This window comes from Kitasatospora phosalacinea, from assembly GCF_000717185.1.
Classification (GTDB): domain Bacteria; phylum Actinomycetota; class Actinomycetes; order Streptomycetales; family Streptomycetaceae; genus Kitasatospora; species Kitasatospora phosalacinea_A.
This window is the reverse complement of record NZ_JNYE01000128.1, coordinates 1-18,323: the sequence shown is the minus strand read 5'-3', so window position 1 is coordinate 18,323 and position 18,323 is coordinate 1. Positions and strand designations below refer to the sequence as shown.

At 75.8% G+C, this 18,323-nt stretch carries 18 protein-coding genes; 9 read left to right on the top strand and 9 right to left on the bottom strand.

Translation table 11 applies throughout. The features are described 5' to 3' along the window. Window positions 1–216 precede the first annotated feature (216 nt). Both OO57_RS34535 and OO57_RS34530 read right to left on the bottom strand, forming a co-directional pair. Window positions 217–975, bottom strand: coding sequence for an ATP-grasp domain-containing protein (locus OO57_RS34535; protein WP_234337633.1), 759 nt, complete (start codon window positions 973–975; stop codon window positions 217–219). 14 nt (window positions 976–989) lie between these two features. Beyond that, window positions 990–1,904, bottom strand: a complete 915-nt coding sequence (locus tag OO57_RS34530) for an ATP-grasp domain-containing protein (RefSeq protein WP_418909935.1) — start codon at window positions 1,902–1,904, stop codon at window positions 990–992. Between the two features lie 232 nt (window positions 1,905–2,136). Between OO57_RS34530 and OO57_RS34525 the strand changes: the two genes are divergently transcribed. From OO57_RS34525 to OO57_RS44365, 3 genes are all read left to right on the top strand, one after another. Beyond that, window positions 2,137–2,799, top strand: coding sequence for an AAA family ATPase (locus tag OO57_RS34525; RefSeq protein WP_033256728.1), 663 nt, complete (start codon window positions 2,137–2,139; stop codon window positions 2,797–2,799). Between the two features lie 175 nt (window positions 2,800–2,974). Further along, window positions 2,975–3,973, top strand: coding sequence for a hypothetical protein (locus OO57_RS34520; protein WP_033256727.1), 999 nt, complete (start codon window positions 2,975–2,977; stop codon window positions 3,971–3,973). A 196-nt stretch (window positions 3,974–4,169) separates the two neighbouring features. After that, window positions 4,170–4,472 (top strand): hypothetical protein, encoded by a 303-nt coding sequence (locus OO57_RS44365; RefSeq protein ID WP_158715327.1) that lies wholly within the window; start codon window positions 4,170–4,172, stop codon window positions 4,470–4,472. Between the two features lie 319 nt (window positions 4,473–4,791). Here the strand turns inward: OO57_RS44365 and OO57_RS34510 are convergent, their stop codons facing one another. Further along, window positions 4,792–6,372 carry a sensor histidine kinase gene (locus OO57_RS34510; protein WP_033256725.1) on the bottom strand — a complete coding sequence of 527 codons (1,581 nt, stop codon included), beginning with the start codon at window positions 6,370–6,372 and terminating at the stop codon, window positions 4,792–4,794. A 74-nt stretch (window positions 6,373–6,446) separates the two neighbouring features. Further along, window positions 6,447–7,130, bottom strand: a complete 684-nt coding sequence (locus OO57_RS34505; RefSeq protein WP_234337635.1) for an NAD(P)H-binding protein — start codon at window positions 7,128–7,130, stop codon at window positions 6,447–6,449. On the opposite strand from OO57_RS34505, the gene OO57_RS46320 reads away from it, so the two are divergent. After that, window positions 7,011–7,433, top strand: a complete 423-nt coding sequence (locus OO57_RS46320; RefSeq protein WP_234337634.1) for a hypothetical protein — start codon at window positions 7,011–7,013, stop codon at window positions 7,431–7,433. The two genes, OO57_RS34505 and OO57_RS46320, sit on opposite strands and share 120 nt — an antisense overlap. Window positions 7,434–7,498: 65 nt before the next feature. Here OO57_RS46320 and OO57_RS34495 read toward each other — a convergent pair whose 3' ends face one another. After that, window positions 7,499–9,979, bottom strand: a complete 2,481-nt coding sequence (locus OO57_RS34495; RefSeq protein ID WP_051778630.1) for a SpoIIE family protein phosphatase — start codon at window positions 9,977–9,979, stop codon at window positions 7,499–7,501. Window positions 9,980–10,098: 119 nt separating this feature from the next. On the opposite strand from OO57_RS34495, the gene OO57_RS34490 reads away from it, so the two are divergent. Next, window positions 10,099–11,202 carry a polysaccharide deacetylase family protein gene (locus tag OO57_RS34490; protein WP_051778629.1) on the top strand — a complete coding sequence of 368 codons (1,104 nt, stop codon included), beginning with the start codon at window positions 10,099–10,101 and terminating at the stop codon, window positions 11,200–11,202. A gap of 48 nt (window positions 11,203–11,250) precedes the next feature. Here the strand turns inward: OO57_RS34490 and OO57_RS34485 are convergent, their stop codons facing one another. Beyond that, a complete protein-coding gene (locus OO57_RS34485; protein WP_081974169.1) occupies window positions 11,251–12,354 on the bottom strand; it encodes a mechanosensitive ion channel family protein in 1,104 nt (367 codons plus the stop codon). Window positions 12,355–12,530: 176 nt separating this feature from the next. Here OO57_RS34485 and OO57_RS34480 point away from each other — a divergent pair, with 176 nt between their 5' ends. Continuing rightward, entirely contained in the window at window positions 12,531–13,556 is a 1,026-nt protein-coding gene (locus tag OO57_RS34480; protein WP_051778628.1) for a YihY/virulence factor BrkB family protein, read from the top strand. A gap of 46 nt (window positions 13,557–13,602) precedes the next feature. On the opposite strand, the gene OO57_RS34475 is transcribed toward OO57_RS34480, so the two are convergent. Next, on the bottom strand, window positions 13,603–13,815 hold the full coding sequence (locus tag OO57_RS34475; RefSeq protein WP_033256724.1) for a hypothetical protein: 213 nt from the start codon (window positions 13,813–13,815) through the stop codon (window positions 13,603–13,605). Window positions 13,816–14,048: 233 nt separating this feature from the next. On the opposite strand from OO57_RS34475, the gene OO57_RS34470 reads away from it, so the two are divergent. Together OO57_RS34470 and OO57_RS34465 are read left to right on the top strand one after the other, a co-directional pair. Continuing rightward, entirely contained in the window at window positions 14,049–14,402 is a 354-nt protein-coding gene (locus OO57_RS34470; protein ID WP_199811382.1) for a hypothetical protein, read from the top strand. 61 nt (window positions 14,403–14,463) lie between these two features. Beyond that, a complete protein-coding gene (locus tag OO57_RS34465; protein WP_033256723.1) occupies window positions 14,464–14,820 on the top strand; it encodes an immunity 51 family protein in 357 nt (118 codons plus the stop codon). 110 nt (window positions 14,821–14,930) lie between these two features. Here the strand turns inward: OO57_RS34465 and OO57_RS34460 are convergent, their stop codons facing one another. Together OO57_RS34460 and map are read right to left on the bottom strand one after the other, a co-directional pair. Beyond that, window positions 14,931–15,716, bottom strand: a complete 786-nt coding sequence (locus OO57_RS34460; RefSeq protein WP_063737710.1) for a transglycosylase family protein — start codon at window positions 15,714–15,716, stop codon at window positions 14,931–14,933. A 499-nt stretch (window positions 15,717–16,215) separates the two neighbouring features. Continuing rightward, window positions 16,216–16,983: a type I methionyl aminopeptidase gene (gene map, locus OO57_RS34455; RefSeq protein WP_033256722.1), complete on the bottom strand. Its 768-nt coding sequence runs from the start codon at window positions 16,981–16,983 to the stop codon at window positions 16,216–16,218. 387 nt (window positions 16,984–17,370) lie between these two features. Here map and OO57_RS34450 point away from each other — a divergent pair, with 387 nt between their 5' ends. Further along, window positions 17,371–18,102, top strand: coding sequence for a hypothetical protein (locus tag OO57_RS34450; protein ID WP_051778627.1), 732 nt, complete (start codon window positions 17,371–17,373; stop codon window positions 18,100–18,102). The last annotated feature ends 221 nt before the right edge of the window (window positions 18,103–18,323 follow it).

Here is an 18,323-nt window from a genome sequence, read left to right as displayed (position 1 = left end):
TGACCTGCGCGATCTGGCACAACCGCACCACCGGCCAACCCGTCACCCGATCACTCATCGCCTACGACCACTGACCCACTTCGGAACTACTCGTCTAGGCCCGGCCGTCCGGGGAACCGGCAGGTCACCACGCACGGGGGTCCGGCGCGGCGGCGGACGGTGCGCAGCACGAGCGCGGCGGGCGCCCCAGCGGCAGGCGCCCCAGCGGCAGGCGCCTCAGCGGCGGGCGGTGCGCAGCACGAGCGCGGCGAGCGCCTCGGGGGCGCCCGGCTGGTGGCGGACGCCCGGGAAGGCGTTGACGTCGACGGCGACGGGGCCGTCGGGGCCGGGCAGCAGGTCGACGCCGTACACCTGGAGGCCGAAGGCGGGCCCGGCGGCGAGGGCGATCGCGCGCTCGCGGTCGTCGGGCGCCCAGGGGCGGCGCTCGGGGGCGCCGGGGACGAGTTCGGAGCGGCGCTGCTCGGCGAAGACCCGCCCGCCGACCACCCACACCTTGCGGTCCCAGCCGTCGCCGTCCACCGGCCGCTGGGTGAGCACGGGTTCGCCGGGCCACCGCTCGGCGAGCGCGCGCCACTGCGCGGGGGTGTCGGCGCGGGCGACCAGGTCCTCCTTGCGGCTGCGCAGGCTCTTGACCACCACCGGCCCGTCCCAGGGGAGTTGACCGAGGACGCCGCGGCCGAGGATGGGCGCGAACGGCAGCCCGGCGGCCCGGGCGGTGCGCTCCATCCAGTCGCGGTCCTGGCAACGGCCGGTGGCTGCGGCGGAGTTGAGCACGGGGACGCCGAACCGCTGGTGGTACTCGGCGCGTTGCAGGGCGTCCTGGTTGCGGGCCTTGAGCAGCACCACGTCCGCGTGCTGGTCGTCCGGGACGAACAGGTGCCCGTCGGCCTCCAGGAGTTCGCGGGCCCCGGCGAGCAGCGGGTGGTCGGGCTCGCGGGCGATCAGCGCGACCCGCACCGGGCGTCGGGCGTTCACCGGTCGCGGGGCGTTCACCGGGCGGCCCGGGCGTCGGGGACGGCGGTGTCGGCGCCGTCGGGGACGGTCGCGTCGGTGAGCAGGTGGCCCGCGCCGGGGGTGGGCCAGGAGGAGCCGGTGCGGGCGAGGCGGACCACCGCGTCGGCCACCCGCTCGACGGCGCGCGGGACTTGGCGGAAGCTCGGGAAGTCGTTGACGTCGACGACCACGGGGCCGTCGGGGCCGAGCAGCACGTCCAGCCCGTACAGGTCGAGGCCGAACACCTCGCCGACCTGCGCGGCCAGCGCGGCGACCTCCCGGGGCAGCGGGACGGGCCGTTCGACCGCGGGGTGGTGCGGGTGCAGCGGCGAGGTGCGCCGGGTGGCGAAGAACTCGCCGCCCGCGCAGTACACCTTCAGGTCGCAGCCGTCGTTGGGGACGTAGGGCTGGGCGATCAGCAGTCCGCCGTCCGCGGGCGCGGCCAACTCGGCGAGCTGCTCGGGCCGTTCGACCAGGTGGACGGCGCGCCCGGAGGAGCCGTCGGCGGGCTTGACGACCAGGGGGTAGCGGCGGGCGCCGATCGCGGCGAACGCGGCCGGGTCGGCGGCGGCCCACGTCCGCGGCATCGGCAGGCCGCGCAGGGCGGCGACCACGGCGGCCTGCGCCTTGTCGCGGACCGGCCGGATCGCCCGGGCGTCGTTGACGGTGGTCAGGCCGGCCGCGGCGGCGGACTCCAGCAGGCCCAGGCCGGGGCCGCCGGAGACGGTCTTCAGCACCCAGGCGTCGTGCTTGCCGCTGCGCACCAGTTCGGCGAGGTCGAGCAGGTCCGCACCGGGGCGCAGCACGTCCACCCGGTGACCGGCGGCCCGCAGGTGCTCGACCACGGCCAGCGGCATCCCGTCGTTGCGGTAGTGCTCCTCCACCAGGAAGCAGAACCTCATGTGCCCCATGTGCCCCCACCCCACTTTCCCACTGTTCCCCTCGCCCCCGCCGGCTCCCCCGGGGCGAATCGCATCCGCCCACCCTGCCATGGATCATCCGCCGCATTTCACCCAGGGTGTCCGGGAACGGATACAGCCCCGTCACAGGTGCGTTGCCGCAGGTCTGGAACCGACCGACCCGGGCATGACGTTCTTGTGACGCCCCCTTGGCACGCTCTTTGAACTCTTTGAGGAGGACCGTGTGCACCCGCAGCTGCGCCCGCACGCCCGGCACGACCTGACCGACCGTCCCGCCCCGGCCCGGCTGGCCTACCCGGCGGACGACGTGCTGGTGGTCTCCGGCCTGCCCGGCAGCGGCAAGAGCACCCTGATGCGGCGCTGCGCCCGCGCCCGGGTGATCGACTCCCAGCACACCCGGGCCGCCTTCGCCCGCGCCCTGCCCGGCGTCCCGTACGCGCTGTACCGGCCGCTGGTCCGGCTCGCCCACTACCTGCGGCTGCGCGCGGCGCTGCGGGCCGGGGGGCCGCTGGTCGTGCACGACTGCGGCACGCTGCCGTGGGTGCGCCGCGCCCTGGCCCGCCGCACCGCCCGGCAGGGCCGCCGCCTGCACCTGCTGCTGCTGGACGCCAGCCCGGCCCAGGCCGCCGACGGCCAGCGCCGCCGCGGCCGCCGGGTCTCCCGGTACGCCTTCGCCCGGCACCGCCGTGCCTGGGCCGCCCTGCGCGCCCTGGCCACCGCCGACGGCCCGCTGCCGCCCAACGTGGCCTCCGCCGTCCTGCTGCCGCGCGAGGCGGCCGCCCGCCTGACCGCGATCGAATTCACCTCCCCCGACGGCCCGTTGGCCCTGCAGCACGCCGTCCCGGCCCCGCGCCAGGAGCCCCTGCAGGCCGCCACCACCGGCTGAACCGCCCACCGCCGCGGCCCGCCAGGGCCCCGCCCGCGCGAACGCCCGGCCCCGGGCGGCCGCTTGCGGGTCGCGGGTCGCGGGCGGCCGCCCGCAGGTCATCGGGTTGCGGCGAACGGTTGAGCCCGCCCGCGCGTCGTCCGCCGCCGGGCCCGGACGTGGCTAGTCTCCCGCTATGGGCACCCCCGAACGCACCCCGGAGCGCGCCGCCTCGCCCGCGCCCGCGTCCGCTCCGTCCCCGCAGGAACGGCCGCAACCGCAACCGCAGGCGCCGGAACGGGTGCTGCGCGGCCCGCAGGCCCGGCGGATCGCCGACCGCCTGTCGGTGCAGTTCCGCGTCCCGTTCGAGCCGCAGTACGAGCCCCGGCACGGACCCCGGCACGAACCCCTGCACGACGTCCGGCCCGAACCCCGGCCCGAACCGCCGGCCGAGCCGTCGCCCGCCCCGGCCGGACCGCGCTGGACGCTGCGTTGGTACGACGGGCCGACGGTGGACGCGGTGCGGGGCGCGCTGGGGCGGCTGTTCCCGGACGGGACGGCCGCGGCGTTCGCGGTGCGCCGGGACCTGACCACCCGGGCGCTGGCGCTGGCGGCGATCCGGGAGACCCGGGCGGGCGCGATGCACCGCTCGGTGGGCAGTTGGGGCCAGCGCTACCACCTGGAGCAGTTGCTGGCGGGCCAGGAGCACCCGGACCGGCCGTCCGGTCCGCGCGAAGCGGCCATGCTGGAGCGGCTGTTGGCGGCGGCCACCGCCGAGTCGACGCGCGGCCCGGCGGCCCCGGACCTGTCCCGGGCGTTCGACCTGGTGGCGCGCGACGGGGTGGCCTGGCTGCTGCCCGAGCACCGCCTCGCCGGGCCCGCCGACCGGGACGAGCTCGCGCTCGCCCCGCTGGAGTACCTGACGGCCCGCTACGCCACCGGCGTGCACCGCACCGCGTGGGAGACCGCGCTGGCCGTGCTGCCGCTGCGCACGGCCGTCACCGCCGCCCACCAGGACCAGGACCCCGACCCGGAGGCCGCCCGCGCGGCCCTGGCCCTGCTGCCCGCGCTGCGCGCCCAACTCGCGGCGGAGATCGACGCGATCGGCGACCGCCTGGCCGCAACGGCAACGGCAACAGCGACGGCAACAGCGACGGCATCGACGACGGCAACCCCGGCCCCCAGCACCGTCTGAACCCCTCCCGGCAGCGTATCGACCCCCATTCTGCCTGCTCACGGCCGCTTCCGGTAGGACCGAGCGCACATCCGTCCGCCCTTGTCCGGCACGCCCCGTGGGCCGCAGACTCGTCCGCATTCCCCCTTTGGACGAGAGCGATGGGAGTCGTGTGTCCTCACACGTTGATCAGGAACTGGCCCTGCGGGCAAGGGTGTTGCTGTCGGGAAGCGAGCCGCCCACCCCGTGGCAGGCGTACCGGGCGCACCGCCTGCTGGCCGCGGACAACCCGGCGGTGCACCTGCCGCGGCTGGCGCTGGCGGCGATCGAACTGACCGGCCACTACCCGGTGCTGCTCCGGCCCGACCTGCAACTCGCTCTGATGGAGGAGGCGTTGGCCGTCGCGGCGGCCGTCCCGGCCCGGGACCCGTTCCGGCCGGAGGCGCTGCGGCAGATCCGCAGGGCGTACACGGAGCGGGCCCTTCAGCTGGGCATCCCCCTTCCGCCCGAGTGGAGCTGACGGTCCGGCGAGGATCCGGCTGACGTGGGTCTTCACCGGTGCCCCGCTCCTGTGCAGCCGGGCACCGGTGTCGGCGTCGGGGAGTCCTTCGCCGAGCAGGTCCACCACGTCGGCCACGTCGACCACGTCGACCACGTCGCGTTCGCGCGCGGTGAGCACGGCCAGGCACCGCCCGGCCCGTTCACCGCGCACGAACGTCGCGCGCGAACGTCGGGCCGCCGGGCCGCCGACGAGGCGGCCGACGAGGTGCCGGGTGTCCTCCGAGAAGAGCCCGGACCAGCGCACGCCCCCGCTCCTCGCACCGCTCCTCGCCGTCCGGCTACGCCTTGCCGCGGAAGTGCTGCTTCTCGACCAGCAGGCCGTCCTTGAAGCAGAACCGCAGCACGTCCTGGCCGCCCTCCGTCCCGCTGCCGAGGTCGCCGGCGAACCAGCGGCAGTGCGCGCCCTCGGGCACCGGCGGGCCGAACTTGCGGAAGTCGCCGGTCAGGAAGTCGCTGCCGACCGGCAGCCGTCCGTTGACGGACTCCTCGCTCTGGCCGACCTGGATCGAGTCGTAGAGCTTCATCTGGACGGTGGCGTCGCGCAGCGAGCTGACGAACATGACGGCGCCGACCGCGGCGACCGCGGCCACCACCCCGAGCACCCCGAGCGCGCCGAGCGCGCAGCCGACCGCGGGGCTGCGGCGGCGCTTCTCCGGTTCGACGGACGTGCCCGCCAGCAGGGCGAGCTCCTCGTCGTCGGGGGCGGCGGCCCGGGCCCCCTCGGGGGTGTAGGGCAGCACCCCGGCGAGCCGGAAGCCGCCGTCCGGCAGCGGCCCGCTGTGCACCGTGCCGCCGAGCAGCCGGGCCCGTTCGCGCAGCCCGGTCAGGCCCTGGCCGCCGGAGACCGCGGCGGTGCCGTCCCCGCCGGGGCCGTTGACCACCTCCACCACCAGCGCGTCCGGCTCGTACCGCACGGTCAGCGTGATCTCCGCGCCCCGGGCGTGCTTGTGCGCGTTGGTCAGGCCCTCCTGGGCGATCCGGTACGCGGCGTGGCCGGTCGCGGCGGCCAGCGGGCGGGGGGTGCCCCGGTGGCGCAGTTCGATCCGGGCGCCGGCCGCGCCGGAGGTCTCGGCGAGGCGGTCGATGGCGTCGACGCCGCCGGGGGCGGTCGCGGTGTCCTCGCGCAGCAGGCCGACCACCTCGCGCAGTTCGCGCATCGCGCCGGTGGCGGCTTGGCGCAGCACGGCGACGGCCTCGCGCTGCTGCTCGCCGAGGGTGCGGTCGACCTCGAGGGCGCCGGTGTGCACGGCGATCAGGGCGAGTTGGTGGCCGAGGCTGTCGTGCATGTCCTGGGCGATCCGGTGGCGTTCGCGCAGCCGGGCCTGGCGGGCGATCATCACGCGTTCGCGCAGCAGTTGCTCGTTGCGTTCGCGCAGGCTGTCGAGCAGGGCGACGCGCTGCGCCCGGTAGCGTCCGATGACGGCGGGCAGCACGCCGACCAGCAGGTACCCGGCGACGCACAGGCCGAACAGGACGGGCAGCGGGAGGTGGTCGCGCCGGTTCTGCAGCAGGCCGACGCCGAGGACGGCCAGGAAGCCGAGCCCCAGCACCGCGGGGGCCCGCCACGGCCTGCCCAGCCGCCGTCCGGCCGAGTACCCGGCGGTGACCAGCACCGGCAGGAACCCGGCGGGCCCGCCCGCCCCGGCGGCCGACACCACCAGCACCGGCCCGGGCAGCCCCCGCCGCAGTGCGTACAGCACCGCACTGGCCCCCACCACCGGCCCGGACGGCCACCCCCCGTCGTCCGCCGCCTGCAGCAGCGCCGCGAGCCCGCACACCAGCAGCCCGCCCGAGACCTCCCGGACGACCGTCCAGGCCCGCCAGGGCCCCGGGAACGCCCGCCCCCACCACGTCCTCATCACCCCCCGACCCTAACCGCGCCCCGGACCGCCCCGGACGCCCCGCCCCCCGGCCGCGCGCGGGCCGCGTCCGGTCAGCGGAAGGCGTCGGCGTTGCGGGTGCACCAGTCGGCGAAGGTGCGGGGGGCGCGGCCGAGCAGGCGGGGCACGGTGTCGGTGCGGAGGCCGGTGGTGTCGGCGCGCAGCAGGGCGAACGCCTCGGTGATCGCGGCGGCGAGGGCGGCGGGAGCTCCGGCGGGGAAGCGGGCCCGGACGGCCTCGTCCGGAGTGGCGGTGGGGCGGACGGCGATGGGGCGGCCGGTGGCGGCGGCGAGCAGGGCGACCTGTTCGGTGACGGTGAGCGCCTCGCCGCCGGTGAGGACGTGGTGCTCGCTCCGGTGGCCGTCCTCGGTGAGGACCAGGGCGGCGACGTCGGCGACGTCGGCGGGGTCGATCGGGGCGAGGCGGCCGGGGCCGACCGGGTCGAGGACGTAGCCGCCGGTGCGGACGGTGTCGGCCCACTCCAGGGCGTTGGTCATGAAGCCGCCGGGCCGCAGCACGGTGTACGGGATGCCGCTGCCGCGGACGATCTCCTCGCGGTCGTGGTGCCAGCGGCCCATCGCGGGCACCGGGTCGCCGAGCACGTTGGCGGAGGACAGGTGCACGAGGTGGCGCACCCCGGCGGCGCGGGCGGCGGCGACGGCGTGGGCGGTGTGCTCGGCGCCGAGGCCGGGGGTGAGCAGGAACAGCCGGTCCACGCCGTCGAACGCCGGTGCCAGCGTGGCGGGGTCGCCCAGGTCGCCGACCGCGCGTTCGACCCGGGCGGGCAGGACGACCGCGACCAGCGCCTCGTCCGCCTCCGGCTCACCGACGCCGGCCGCGCCCTCCAGGGGCCCGTCGAGACCGAACGCCGCCTCCTGGAGGAACGCGTCACCGCCGACCTCACCCCCGAGGAACGCCGCCTCCTGCTCACCGCCCTCGCCAAGGTCCACCGCGCCACCACCGCCCTGCTCGCCGAGCAGCAGGGACCCGCCGCGGACCCCGCCGAGGACCCCGCCGGGCCGGAGCACCCCGCCGAGTGACCCGCCCGGCCGGTGCACCTCCCGGCACGCCGTCGGCCCGGCTCCCCCGTCGGCCCGGCACGCCGTCAGTCCGGCTCCCCCGTCAGCCGGGCGACCAGGATCGCGACGTCGTCCGCCCGGCGGTCGTCGTGGCGGGCCTGGCCGAGGAGGAGGTCGGCGAGCGGTTCGAGGTCGGGGGTGGCGGCGTGGGCGAGGGTGGCGCGGAGGCGGTCGATGCCCTCGGCGAGGGTGGCGGTGGCGGATTCGACCAGGCCGTCGGTGTAGAGGACGAGGGTGGCCCCGGCGGGCAGCCGGGTCTCGGTGGCGGGGAAGTCGAGGCCGTGGTCGATGCCGAGCAGCGGCCCGCCGTCCAGGTCGAGCACGGTGGTGCGGCCGTCGGGGGTGCGCAGCAGGGGCGGCGGGTGGCCGGCCCGGACGGCGCGCAGGGTGCGGGTCGCGGGGTGCAGGCGCAGCAGGCAGCAGGAGGCGAGCAGTCCGGCGCCGAGGTCGAGGAGGAGCCGGTTGGTGCGCCGGGCGATCTGTTCGACGGGGTCGTCCGCGCTGGCGAACGCCCGTACCGCGCTGCGGAGTTGGCCCATGAGGGCGGCGGCCTTGACGCTGTGCCCCTCGACGTCGCCGATGATCAGGACGACGCCGCCGTCGGGGGTGGGCAGCAGGTCGTACCAGTCGCCGCCGATGTCCATGCCGCGGGTGCCGGGCAGGTAGCGGGCGGCGGTGGCGAGGCCGGGGACGGCGGGCAGCCGTTGCGGCAGCAGGGCCTGCTGGAGGCCGCGGGCAACGGCGGACTCGGCGTCGTAGAGGCGGGCGCGTTCCAGGGCCTGGGCGATCAGGCCGCCGAGGGCGGTGAGGACGGAGCGGTCCTCGGCGGTGAAGACCCGGGAGCGGGCGAAGCCGAGGATGAGGCTGCCGACGGGGTGGCCGGAGGCGATCAGCGGGAGGAAGGCCCAGGCGCCCATCTCGTCGCGCGGGATGCCGGGGTAGGCGGCGGCGAGTTCGCGGGCGGACTCGAAGAAGACGGGCGCGCCGGTGGTGAACACCTCGGTGCCGGGCAGCCGGGCGCGGATCGGGGTGCCCTCGAAGGGGGCGAGGAACCCGGCGGGGTAGCCGGTCTCGGCGACCAGGTGCATGCGTCCGCCGCGGGCCAGGTAGAGGGCGAGCTCCTGGCCGCCGAAACCGGGCAGGATCTGGTCGGTGACGGCGTCGGCGACCTCCCGGACGGTGACGGCCTCGGTGAGCGCGGAGGCGAGCTGCAGCAGGTGGTAGACGCCGCCGAGCGGGGCGGGGGTGGGCGGCGGCGCCTCGGGGAGGGTGGTGTCCTCGCTGGGGGCGGCGGGCACGATCCGGCCGGTGAGGCCGTGCGCGTCGGGGTAGAGCGAGAAGGCCAGCCAGTGGCGGGGCGGGCGGCGGGCGAGGAACGCGGTGGGCCGCTGGGAGAGCATCGCGGAGCGGTAGCGGTCCTCGTAGGCGGGGTCGCCGAGCCAGGGCAGCACGTCCCAGGGGCGGCGGCCGAGCAGGTCGGCGCGGGTGGCGTGGAGCAGCATCTCGGCGCTGCGGTTGACGTAGCCGACCCGGCCGTCGGGGTCGAGGGCGAAGACGCCGTCGCGCAGGCGTTCCACGGCGGCGGTGGCCGCGGCGGCGGCGGCGTCGAGCACGGCGACGACCAGCCGGGCGGGGTCGGCACCGGGCTGCCCGTACAGGTCGAGCTGCCGGGTGCCGCCGCCGGGGTCGCGCAGCCGGACGCGGTGGGTGAACGGGCGCCCCTGCCGGGCGGCGCGGCGGACGGCCTCGCGCAGCGGGGCGACGTCCGCGGGGACGAGGCGTTCCAGCAGGGTGGCGCCGCGGCCGTCGAACGGGCCGGTGCCGAGGATCTCGCGCAGCCGCTCGTCGACGGTGATCCGGCCGCCCGCGAGGTCCCAGTCGAAGAAGCCGACCCGGACGCCGTCCCCGCCGGGCACCGGCAGCGGCACCACGACGGGCGGCCCCTCGCCGCCGACCCGGTCGCCGTACGGGAGCAGCCCGGTGGCGAGCCGGTTGCCCGCGGTGCGCAGCTGGCGGCGGGTGGCGGCGGGCGGGCGGCTGCCGTCGGCGGGCCAGAACACGGCGATCACGCCGAAGGTGCGGTCGCCCGCGGTGACGGGGGTGGTGGCGGAGGCGTGGGCGTACGGGAGTCCGACGGCGAGGCGGGGGTAGCGGCGCGCGGTGTCGTCGGCGTCGGCGAGCACGATGGTGCGGCCGCCGCGGTAGGAGTCGGCGACCGGCAGGGGCGCGGCGACGGCGATCCGCTGGAAGGGTTCGAGCAGGCTGAGCGGGATCCCGACCACGGCGGCGACCACCAGGGAGCGGCGGTCGGCGGAGGGCAGGTAGAGCACGCCCCCGTACGCGGCGGTGGCCCGGACGGCGCGCAGCAGGCCGTCGGCGAGCAGCGGCTCGGCGGCCGCGTCCCAGCGCGGGCGGGCGTCGCCGGACGGGGTGCCGGGGCGCGTCGCCGGGTCGGGGTCGGTGCGTGGTGGCGGGCCGGCCGGGTCCGCCGGGACACCCGGGCGCATGCTCCTCTCTGTACGCCGTCCACCGGGGCGCGTCAAACGGGGGACGGCGTCGGTCCGTCCGGGTGACGCCGCCCCGACGTGCCGGTATGACAAATACGCCAAGGGGATCATCGGCCGGTATGCCGACCCCTTCCACCGCGCCCCGCCCCCGTCCGCGCACCCGCTCCGCCGCCGCACCCGCCCGGCCCGGCCGCCACCGCCGCCGGGGCGTGGCCGCCCTCACCGTGCTCGCCACCCTCGCCGTCGGCTGCTCCGCCCTGCGCACCCAGGACCCCGCCCCCGCCCCCGACCGCGCCGCCGCCCCGACCGCCCCGGCGGCCCCGCCCGCCGACGCCCAGGCCGCGGGCGCCCAAGCCGCGGGCGCCGCACCCGCCGCCCAAGCTCAGGCCCAGGCCCAGGCCCAAGCCCAGGCCCGGGCCGCGCTCGCCGCGATGCCCGCCGCCCGCCCGCAGGCCGCCGCCGGGCAGGAGCTGAACGGCCGCGTCTCCGCCGCCGAGCACGAGCTCGCCCTGCAGCAGTCCCTCGCCGCCGCCCACCGCTGGGGCCTGGCCGCGCTCCCGCTGCGCCCGCCCGCCCCGCCCGCCGTCAAGCCGGAGCTGGCCGACGGTCCCGGCGTCAAGCGCGCGCCCGGCCTGCCGCCGGTGGTCTACCGCGTCCCGACCACCGACAAGGTGGTGTTCCTGACCGTCGACGACGGCGCCGAGAAGGACCCGCAGTTCGCCGCGATGGCCGCCGAGCTGGGCGTCCCGATGACCGCCTTCCTCTCCGACTACCTGGCCCGCTCCGACTACGGCTACTTCCGCACCCTGCAGGCCCACGGCGTCACCATCGACAACCACACCCTCACCCACCCCGACCTGCGCCGCCTGGGCCCCGACGCCCTGCAGCGCGAGATCTGCGGCCAGCAGGACCGCCTCCAGCAGGAGACCGGCACCCGCCCGCGCCTGTTCCGGCCCCCGTACGGCGAGTACACCGAGGCCGCCCTGCGCACCGCCGCGTCCTGCGGGGTGACCGCCTTCCCGCTGTGGAACGAGGAGGCCTTCCCGGACCACCTGGAGTGGCGCTACGCCGACCAGAAGTTCCACCCCGGCGACATCGTCCTCACCCACTTCCGCGCCCCCGCCGCCGACTGGAAGGGCACCATGCCGGACATGCTGCGCCGGGTCGTCGACGCCGCCACCGCGCAGGGCTTCGCGATCGCGCGCCTGGAGGACTACCTCTGAGCCCGGGGCGATTCGACGGGGGACCGAGCTGTGCCCGCCGGCCGCCGCTCAGTCCTCCGCCACCGTCGCCCGCTCCCCCGGCCCGGTCACCCGCTCCCCCGCCACCGTCGCCCGCTCCCCCGCCGCCGTCGTCCGCTCCCCCGGTGCGGTCGCCACCGCGACCCGGGGCAGCGCGTGCGGGTGGTGCTCGCGCAGGAACGCGACCAGGTGTTCGCGCAGGTCGCAGCGGAGCTCGAAGGCGTCGCCCGCGTTGGCGGCGGTGGCCAGGGCGCGCACCACCAGGGTGCTGGGGGTGGTGTCGACGACCTGCAGGGCGCTGCCCTCGCCGTCCCAGCGCGGGTTCTTCGCCAGGTAGGCGTCGAACTCGGCGCGCAGCAGGTCGACGGGCGTGCTGTGGTCGAGGTGCAGCAGGGCGGTGCCGGTGATCCGGTCGGAGCGGCGCGACCAGTTCTCGAACGGGCGGCCCGCGAAGTACGACATCGGCATGACGATCCGGCGCTGGTCCCAGGTGGCGATCACCACCGCGGTCAGGGTGATCTCCTCGACGGTGCCCCACTCGCCGCCGACCACCACCACGTCGCCGATCCGGGCCAGGTCGCCGAAGGCCATCTGGATGCCCGCGAACAGGTTCGACAGCGCGCTCTGCGCGGCGATGCCCGCGACCACGCCGACCAGTCCGGCCGAGGCCAGCAGGCTGGTGCCGACCACCCGCACCGCGGGGAAGGTCATCAGCATCGCGGCCAGCGCCAGCAGCGCGATCGCCGCCTGCAGGATCCGGCTCAGCAGTCCGACCTGGGTGCGGGCCCGCCCGGCCCAGGCCGCGTCCCGGCGCCGCACGGCGAGCCGCACCGCCCCGTCCAGCAGCAGCGCGGCGGCCCGGGCGGTCAGCCAGCCGCAGGAGCCGATGGTGGCCAGCACCAGCAGGTGGTCGACCCCGTCGGGGGCCCGCACCCACGGCATCGCGGCCAGCAGCAGCCCGCACCCGATCACGGCGAGGATCGGCTTGCGGCAGCCGCGCAGCACCTGCGGCACCGTCCCGGCCCGGACTGACAGGCGACGGGTGGAGACCTCCACCACCCGGTCCACCGCGTACAGCACCAGCCCCACCGCCGCCCCGGCCGCGACCAGCCGCACCGCGCTCCACCACCACACCTGCCCTGCCTCCTCGCCCCTCCGGTTCCGGGTCCACCCCGCCCGCCTTTCCACCCCGGAGGCGTTCACACCCGCCCGCCGGGCATACGCGCGGGTGCCGTCCGCCCCGGAACGCCACCGGGAGGCCGCCGGGACGCCCGGCGACGCCCTACGACGCCCACGGAAGGAGCCGCGCCGTGAACCCCGTCGAACGCGCCCTGCGCGCCGTCGACCGCACCCAGCAGCGCCACCGCCCGCTGGCCCTCGTGGTCGGCGTGGTCAAGAAGTACGGCGACGACCGGGGCGGGCTGCTGGCCGCGCTGATCACCTACTACGCCTTCGTCTCGCTGATCCCGCTGCTGCTCCTGCTCTCCACCGCGCTGGGGTTCGTCCTGCACGGGCACCCGGACGCGCAGCGGGCCGTGGTCGACTCGGCGCTCGCCGACTTCCCGATCATCGGCGACCAGCTGCGCGGGAACGTGCACTCGGTGCAGGGCAGCGGCCTGGCGCTGGTGGTCGGCGTCGCGGGCCTGCTGTACGGCGCGCTCGGCATCGCGCAGGTGCTGCAGCACGCGATGGCCGAGGTGTGGAACGTCCCCGGGGTGCGGCGTCCGGGCTACTGGCCGCGGCTGGGCCGCAGCCTGGCGCTGTTCGCGGCGCTCGGCACCGGCCTGCTGCTGTCCACGGCCGCGGCGGCACTGGTGGGCACGGCGCTGGGCGGACCGGCGGCCCGGGTCGGCGGGCTGGTGCTGTCCGCGGTGGTCAACTCACTGCTGTTCCTGGCCTGCCTGCGGATCCTCACCCCGAAGGAGGTCCCGTCCCGCGCCCTGCTGCCGGGCAGCCTGCTCGCGGGCCCGCTGTTCACCGTCCTCCAGGCCTTCGGCGCGGCCCTGGTCGCCCACCAGCTCCGGCACGCCACCGCGGTCTACGGCTTCTTCGCGACGGTGATCGGCCTGCTCTCCTGGCTCTACCTGGCCGCCCAGATCAGCCTGTACGCGGCCGAGTCCAACACCGTCCTCGCCCGCCGCCTGTGGCCGCGCTCCCTCCTCCAGCCCCCGCTGACCGGCCCGGACGAACAGGTCCTGGAGGACATCGCCCGCCAGGAGGAGCGCCGCCCCGAACAGCACGTGGACGTCGACTTCACGGACCCGCCCCCGGAGGACCCGGCCGACTCCCGGGAGGGCACCGGCGGGCCCGCGAAGGACGGGGGCGGCTCCGCCTGACCGGCCGCGGGCCCGCCGCCCGCCGCCCGCCACTACCTGCCCGTCGCTACCCGCGGGCCGGGGCGTGCGCGGCGAGGAAGGCGCGGACGTCGGGGAGGGCGCCGTCGGCGAGCAGGGCCGCGCCGTGGTTGCCGCCGGGGTAGAGCTCGAGCTGCTTGACGGGGGTGACGGCGGTGTCGTGCAACTGCCGTGCGGTCGCCGGGAATCGGCCGTCGTCCTCCCCGGCCGCGAAGAGGGTGGGGACGGTCCCGGCCAGCACGGCCTTCGCCGCGTGGGACAGCCCGGCGGATGTACCCGGAACGCCAGGGAGCGCCCCGAACCGGCGTCAATGGTCTACATCAAAGCGTGAGATTCGGTCACCGCCCTTTTCCGGCAGGGCAGTTGGGGCCACCTCGGGAGAACGGCTGTCCATGATGCGGATGCCCCGGTCGGCGGGCGGCCCGGCGTGGTCGACTGGGCTGCACCCCCGTCCTCCGGCCCAAGGAGTCCGCCATGCTGTCCGCGCTGCCCTCGCTCGACGGACTGGAGTTCGCCCCGGTCTCCCGCCCCGAGCAGGGCGAGGTCGACCCGGGCACCCGGTTCGCCTACCACGAGGACGACGGCCTGGTGTGGGCCGACTACCGCGGCGGCGAGGTGGTCCACGGCCACCTGGTCGGCACCCGCACCGGCGACACCGTCGACTTCCGCTACGTGCAGCTCAACCGGGCCGGGGAGACCAACTCCGGCCACTGCACCAGCGTCCTGACCCGCCTCCCCGACGGCAGGCTGCGCCTGGACGAGACCTGGCGCTGGGAGTCCCGCCCCGGCTCGGGCACCAGCGCCGTCGAAGAGGTCCTCCCCTACTGACCGCCCCACCGGCCGCCCCGGCGGGGCCGCGCTGTCGGCGGCCACCGGTAGCGTCCGGCGCATGACCGATCGTGAGAGCTACGCCCCGCTGGTGTTCATCGAGTACGACCACAGGCCCGGTTCGTACGGCCTGATGCTGGCGGACGACCGGATGGTCGAAGTGGACGAGGCGTTCGAGGCCGCGGGCCAGCAGAACGGCGGCTACGGCTGGGAGGCGGTGGCGCGCTCCGCCGTCCGCTCCCGGGCGCCGCAGCTGGAGGGCCGGTTCCGGTACGACCCGGAGGCCGGCATGTTCGTCGCCTACGGGGAGGACGCGGCGGCGCTGCGCGAACTCGGCGCGCTGCTCTCGGGCGCGTTCCACGACCGCCCGGCCCTGCGCGAACTGATCGACGCCGCGGAGCCCGACTGGTTCGACTGACCGCGCACGCGCACGCGGGAACGCCGACGGCCACCCCTCCCGACATGAGGGGTGGCCGTCGGCGTGCTGCGTGCGGTCTCCTAGCGGACACCGGTGCCTGATCGGGTGGATCAGACGGTCAGGACCTGGCCCGGGTAGATGACGTCGGCGGAGCCGCCGATGGTCTGGGCGTTGGCGCTGAACAGCGCGTCCACGGTGGTGCCGTTGGCGGCCGCGATGGCGCTCAGGGTGTCACCGGACTTGACGGTGTAGGTGTTGCCGCCGGTGTTGCCGCTCTTCTTCCAGGACTTGTGGCCCTGGTAGGAGGACTGGCCGCTGTCCGTGGTGTTGGTGGCGGCCGCGTCGGAGTCGGTGGTGGTCGACTTCGACGACTTGGTGCTGGTGCTGGTGCCGGTGCTCGCGGAGTTGTTGCTGGTGGAGCTGGTGGCGCTGTTGGAGCTGGTGCTCGCGGCGGACGAGGAGGTGTCGACCTGGGCGGCGGCGCCGCCCTGGGTCAGGCCCGCCTGCACGGAGCACACCGGCCAGGCGCCCGGGCCCTGGACGGCCAGGACCTTCTCGGCGATCTCGATCTGCTGCGCCTTGGTGGCCTGGTTGGCCTGCGGGGCGTAGGCGGTGCCGCCGAAGGCGGCCCAGGTGGAGGAGGTGAACTGCAGGCCACCGTAGAAGCCGTTGCCGGTGTCGATCGACCAGTTCCCGGTCGACTCGCACTGGGCGACCTTGTCCCAGGTGGACACGTCCGCGGCCGAGGCCGAGGTCGCCGTCACGAGGCCGGCCACCGGGAGGACGGCCACCGCGCTGCCGGCGACGATGGCGGCCCGGACGCGGTTGCGCTTCCGGTTGCCCCGCTCGGCGGTGGTGGCGGTCTGGGTGGCGGCAGTCTCGTTACGGAAGATCATGCGATTCCTTTCGGATGCCCCGGGCAGGCAAGGCGGAACCAGGGGCCCGGAAGGGCCTGCGGTCTCTCGCGCTTGTGGATCGGACGGTGCGGTCGAGGTCCGACCTGCTCTCCGTCGCGGTCACCCTGCCCGTCGGGCGGCTCGGTTGCCGCACCGGGGCGTTGGTTTCGGGTGATCCCGGGTAGTGCGCCCTGCACTGGTTACGAAGCTACGGGCGTTCCGTCCGAACTCCAAGCATTCCAAGGTTTACGCAGGTCAGAGGCTGGTTACCGCCGGTACAGCGCCTCTCGGCGGCCACCCGGACCGCGATTTTCCGGGCCCGGCCGCCGACGGCTGTGACCGGGCTCACCGGTTTCGGCCGCCCCGGCCGGGGAACCGCACACCCTCCGTGGCCCCGCGCTGACCGCGCGCCGACTGTCCAGCGATCCGCCTATGGGACGGGCCACAGCGACCACCCACCGTCCACCCGACGGTCACCCGCCGTGGCCGAACCGCCCCGTCAGGACAGCACGGTGAGCACCCGGGGCCCGTCCTCGGTGATCGCCACCGTGTGCTCGGAGTGCGCCCCGCGCGAGCCGTCCGCCGAACGCAGCGTCCAGCCGTCCGCGTCCACCCGCAGCTTCGCCGAGCCGGTGCACCACCACGGCTCCAGCGCCAGCGTCAGCCCGGGCTTCAGCTCCAGCCCGCGCCCGGGGCGGCCGACGTTCGGCACGTGCGGGTCCTCGTGCATGGTGCGGCCCAGGCCGTGCCCGCCGAAGTCGGTGTTGATCCGGTAGCCCGCGTCCTGCCCGACCTTCGCGATCGCCGCCGAGACGTCCCCGATCCGGTTGCCGGGCACGGCGGCCGCGATCGCCGCGTCCAGCGCGGTCCGGGTCGACCCCGCCAGCCGCACGTCCCGCTCGTCCGGGGTGCCTACGATGACGGTGACCGCCGAGTCGGCCACCCAGCCGTCGATCGACACCGCGAAGTCCAGGCTCAGCACGTCCCCGTCCTGCAGCACGTAGGGGTGCGGCTGCCCGTGCAGCACCGCGTCGTTCACCGACAGGCAGATCACGTTCCGGAACGGGCCGCGCCCGAACGACGGCGCGTAGTCCCAGTAGCAGGACTCGGCCCCGCGGTCCGCCACCAACTTCCTGGCCCGCAACTCCAGGTCCATCACGTCCCGCCCCACCTCGGCCAGCCCCGACAGCTCGGCCAGCACCCCGGCGACGAACCGGCCGGTGACGGCCATCTTCTCGATCGCCTGCGGCGTCTTCAGCTCGATCACGGCACAGCTCCCTGCACGACGGCCGCCCGGCCGCCCGGTCGAAAGAACCACCGGTATTTGAATACCGGCAGCGGACAGCGACACGCTAGCAGCCCCCGGTATTCAAATACCGCCCACCCCGCGCCGACGGAGGAACGGCGATGTGACGGCGGTCGGTGGACCGCGGTTCCGAGCCGCAGTTTGCGAGTGGCAGCCCGGGAGTTGGTCGAGTCACGTTGAGCAGCCGGGTCGCCGCACGACAGTTGGAGCTTGGCCACGAAGTTGGAACCCGACACCATCCGTACGGATGTCGATCTCATGGATGGGCCCACTGACCAGATGCCGCCTGCTCTTCCACTGCTCGGCCCTACGACACGGTTCGTCGGTGGCGTGCCGTAGGGTCCGCTCATGATCGCGCGTCCCACCGGGCGAGCGGACGGGCCGTACGATGCGGCCTTCCTGCCGCGCCAGCAGATGATCCTCACGGCTGCCGAGCAGCCGATCGTCACCCCCGTGGCCAAGTTCGGCGGCGAGCCCGTCTGGCTGGCCGAGCCGACCTGGCCCGTGCACCCAGCCTCCGGTGAGCCGCTGGTGTTCATCGGGCAGTTCCCCGTCCCCGGCCCCCAGCTCCGCCTGGCCTACCTCTTTATCCACGAGGAAGGCATGATCATGGGCGGACTCCGCGCGGAGGACGGCGACGCCGTGCTGCTGGTGCAGCCGGACGGCCGCGCCCCGTCCTTCGCCGTCATCGGACCGCCCGGCACGCAGGGACGGACCCTGTGGCGCTGGAGCCCCGACGAGACCGAGATCCCCGTTGAATGGCACGTCGATCTCCAGCCGGTGCCGCCCGAGATCGACCGCTCGATCGATGAGGAGGCGGCCTGGCAGCGCGGCATGCGCGGCGAGGGCCCCACCACTGAACTCCCCGACGGGGAGGACCTGCACGACTACCTCGGCGGCACCGCCTGCTACCCCAACATCGACGCGCGCGTCGACGCCCCGTGGCAGTTCCTCTTCAAGATCAGTGACGGCGGCGAGAGCCCGGACGATCCGTACTTCCTCAACTTCGGCTACGGCTACGGCTTCGCCTTCGTCAGCCCCGACCACCGCGAAGGCCGCTTCTTCCATGAGTGTTCGTAAGCGCCCACCGCGCCGGAGGGATCGACGAATCGCGGTCCGTGTCCTACGTGGTGAAGCTTGCCGGTCGTTTGTAGCAGCAGAGGTTGGCGGCGAGGCGGGGAAGGCCAGCTAGATGATTGATGCCAAGGGCTTGCTGGCGCGCATGAGATGAAGCGAGGGAGTCCAAAGGTCGGTTGTGACGCCTGACCTGGACTCCCTCGCGACCGCACTCTACGTGAAGA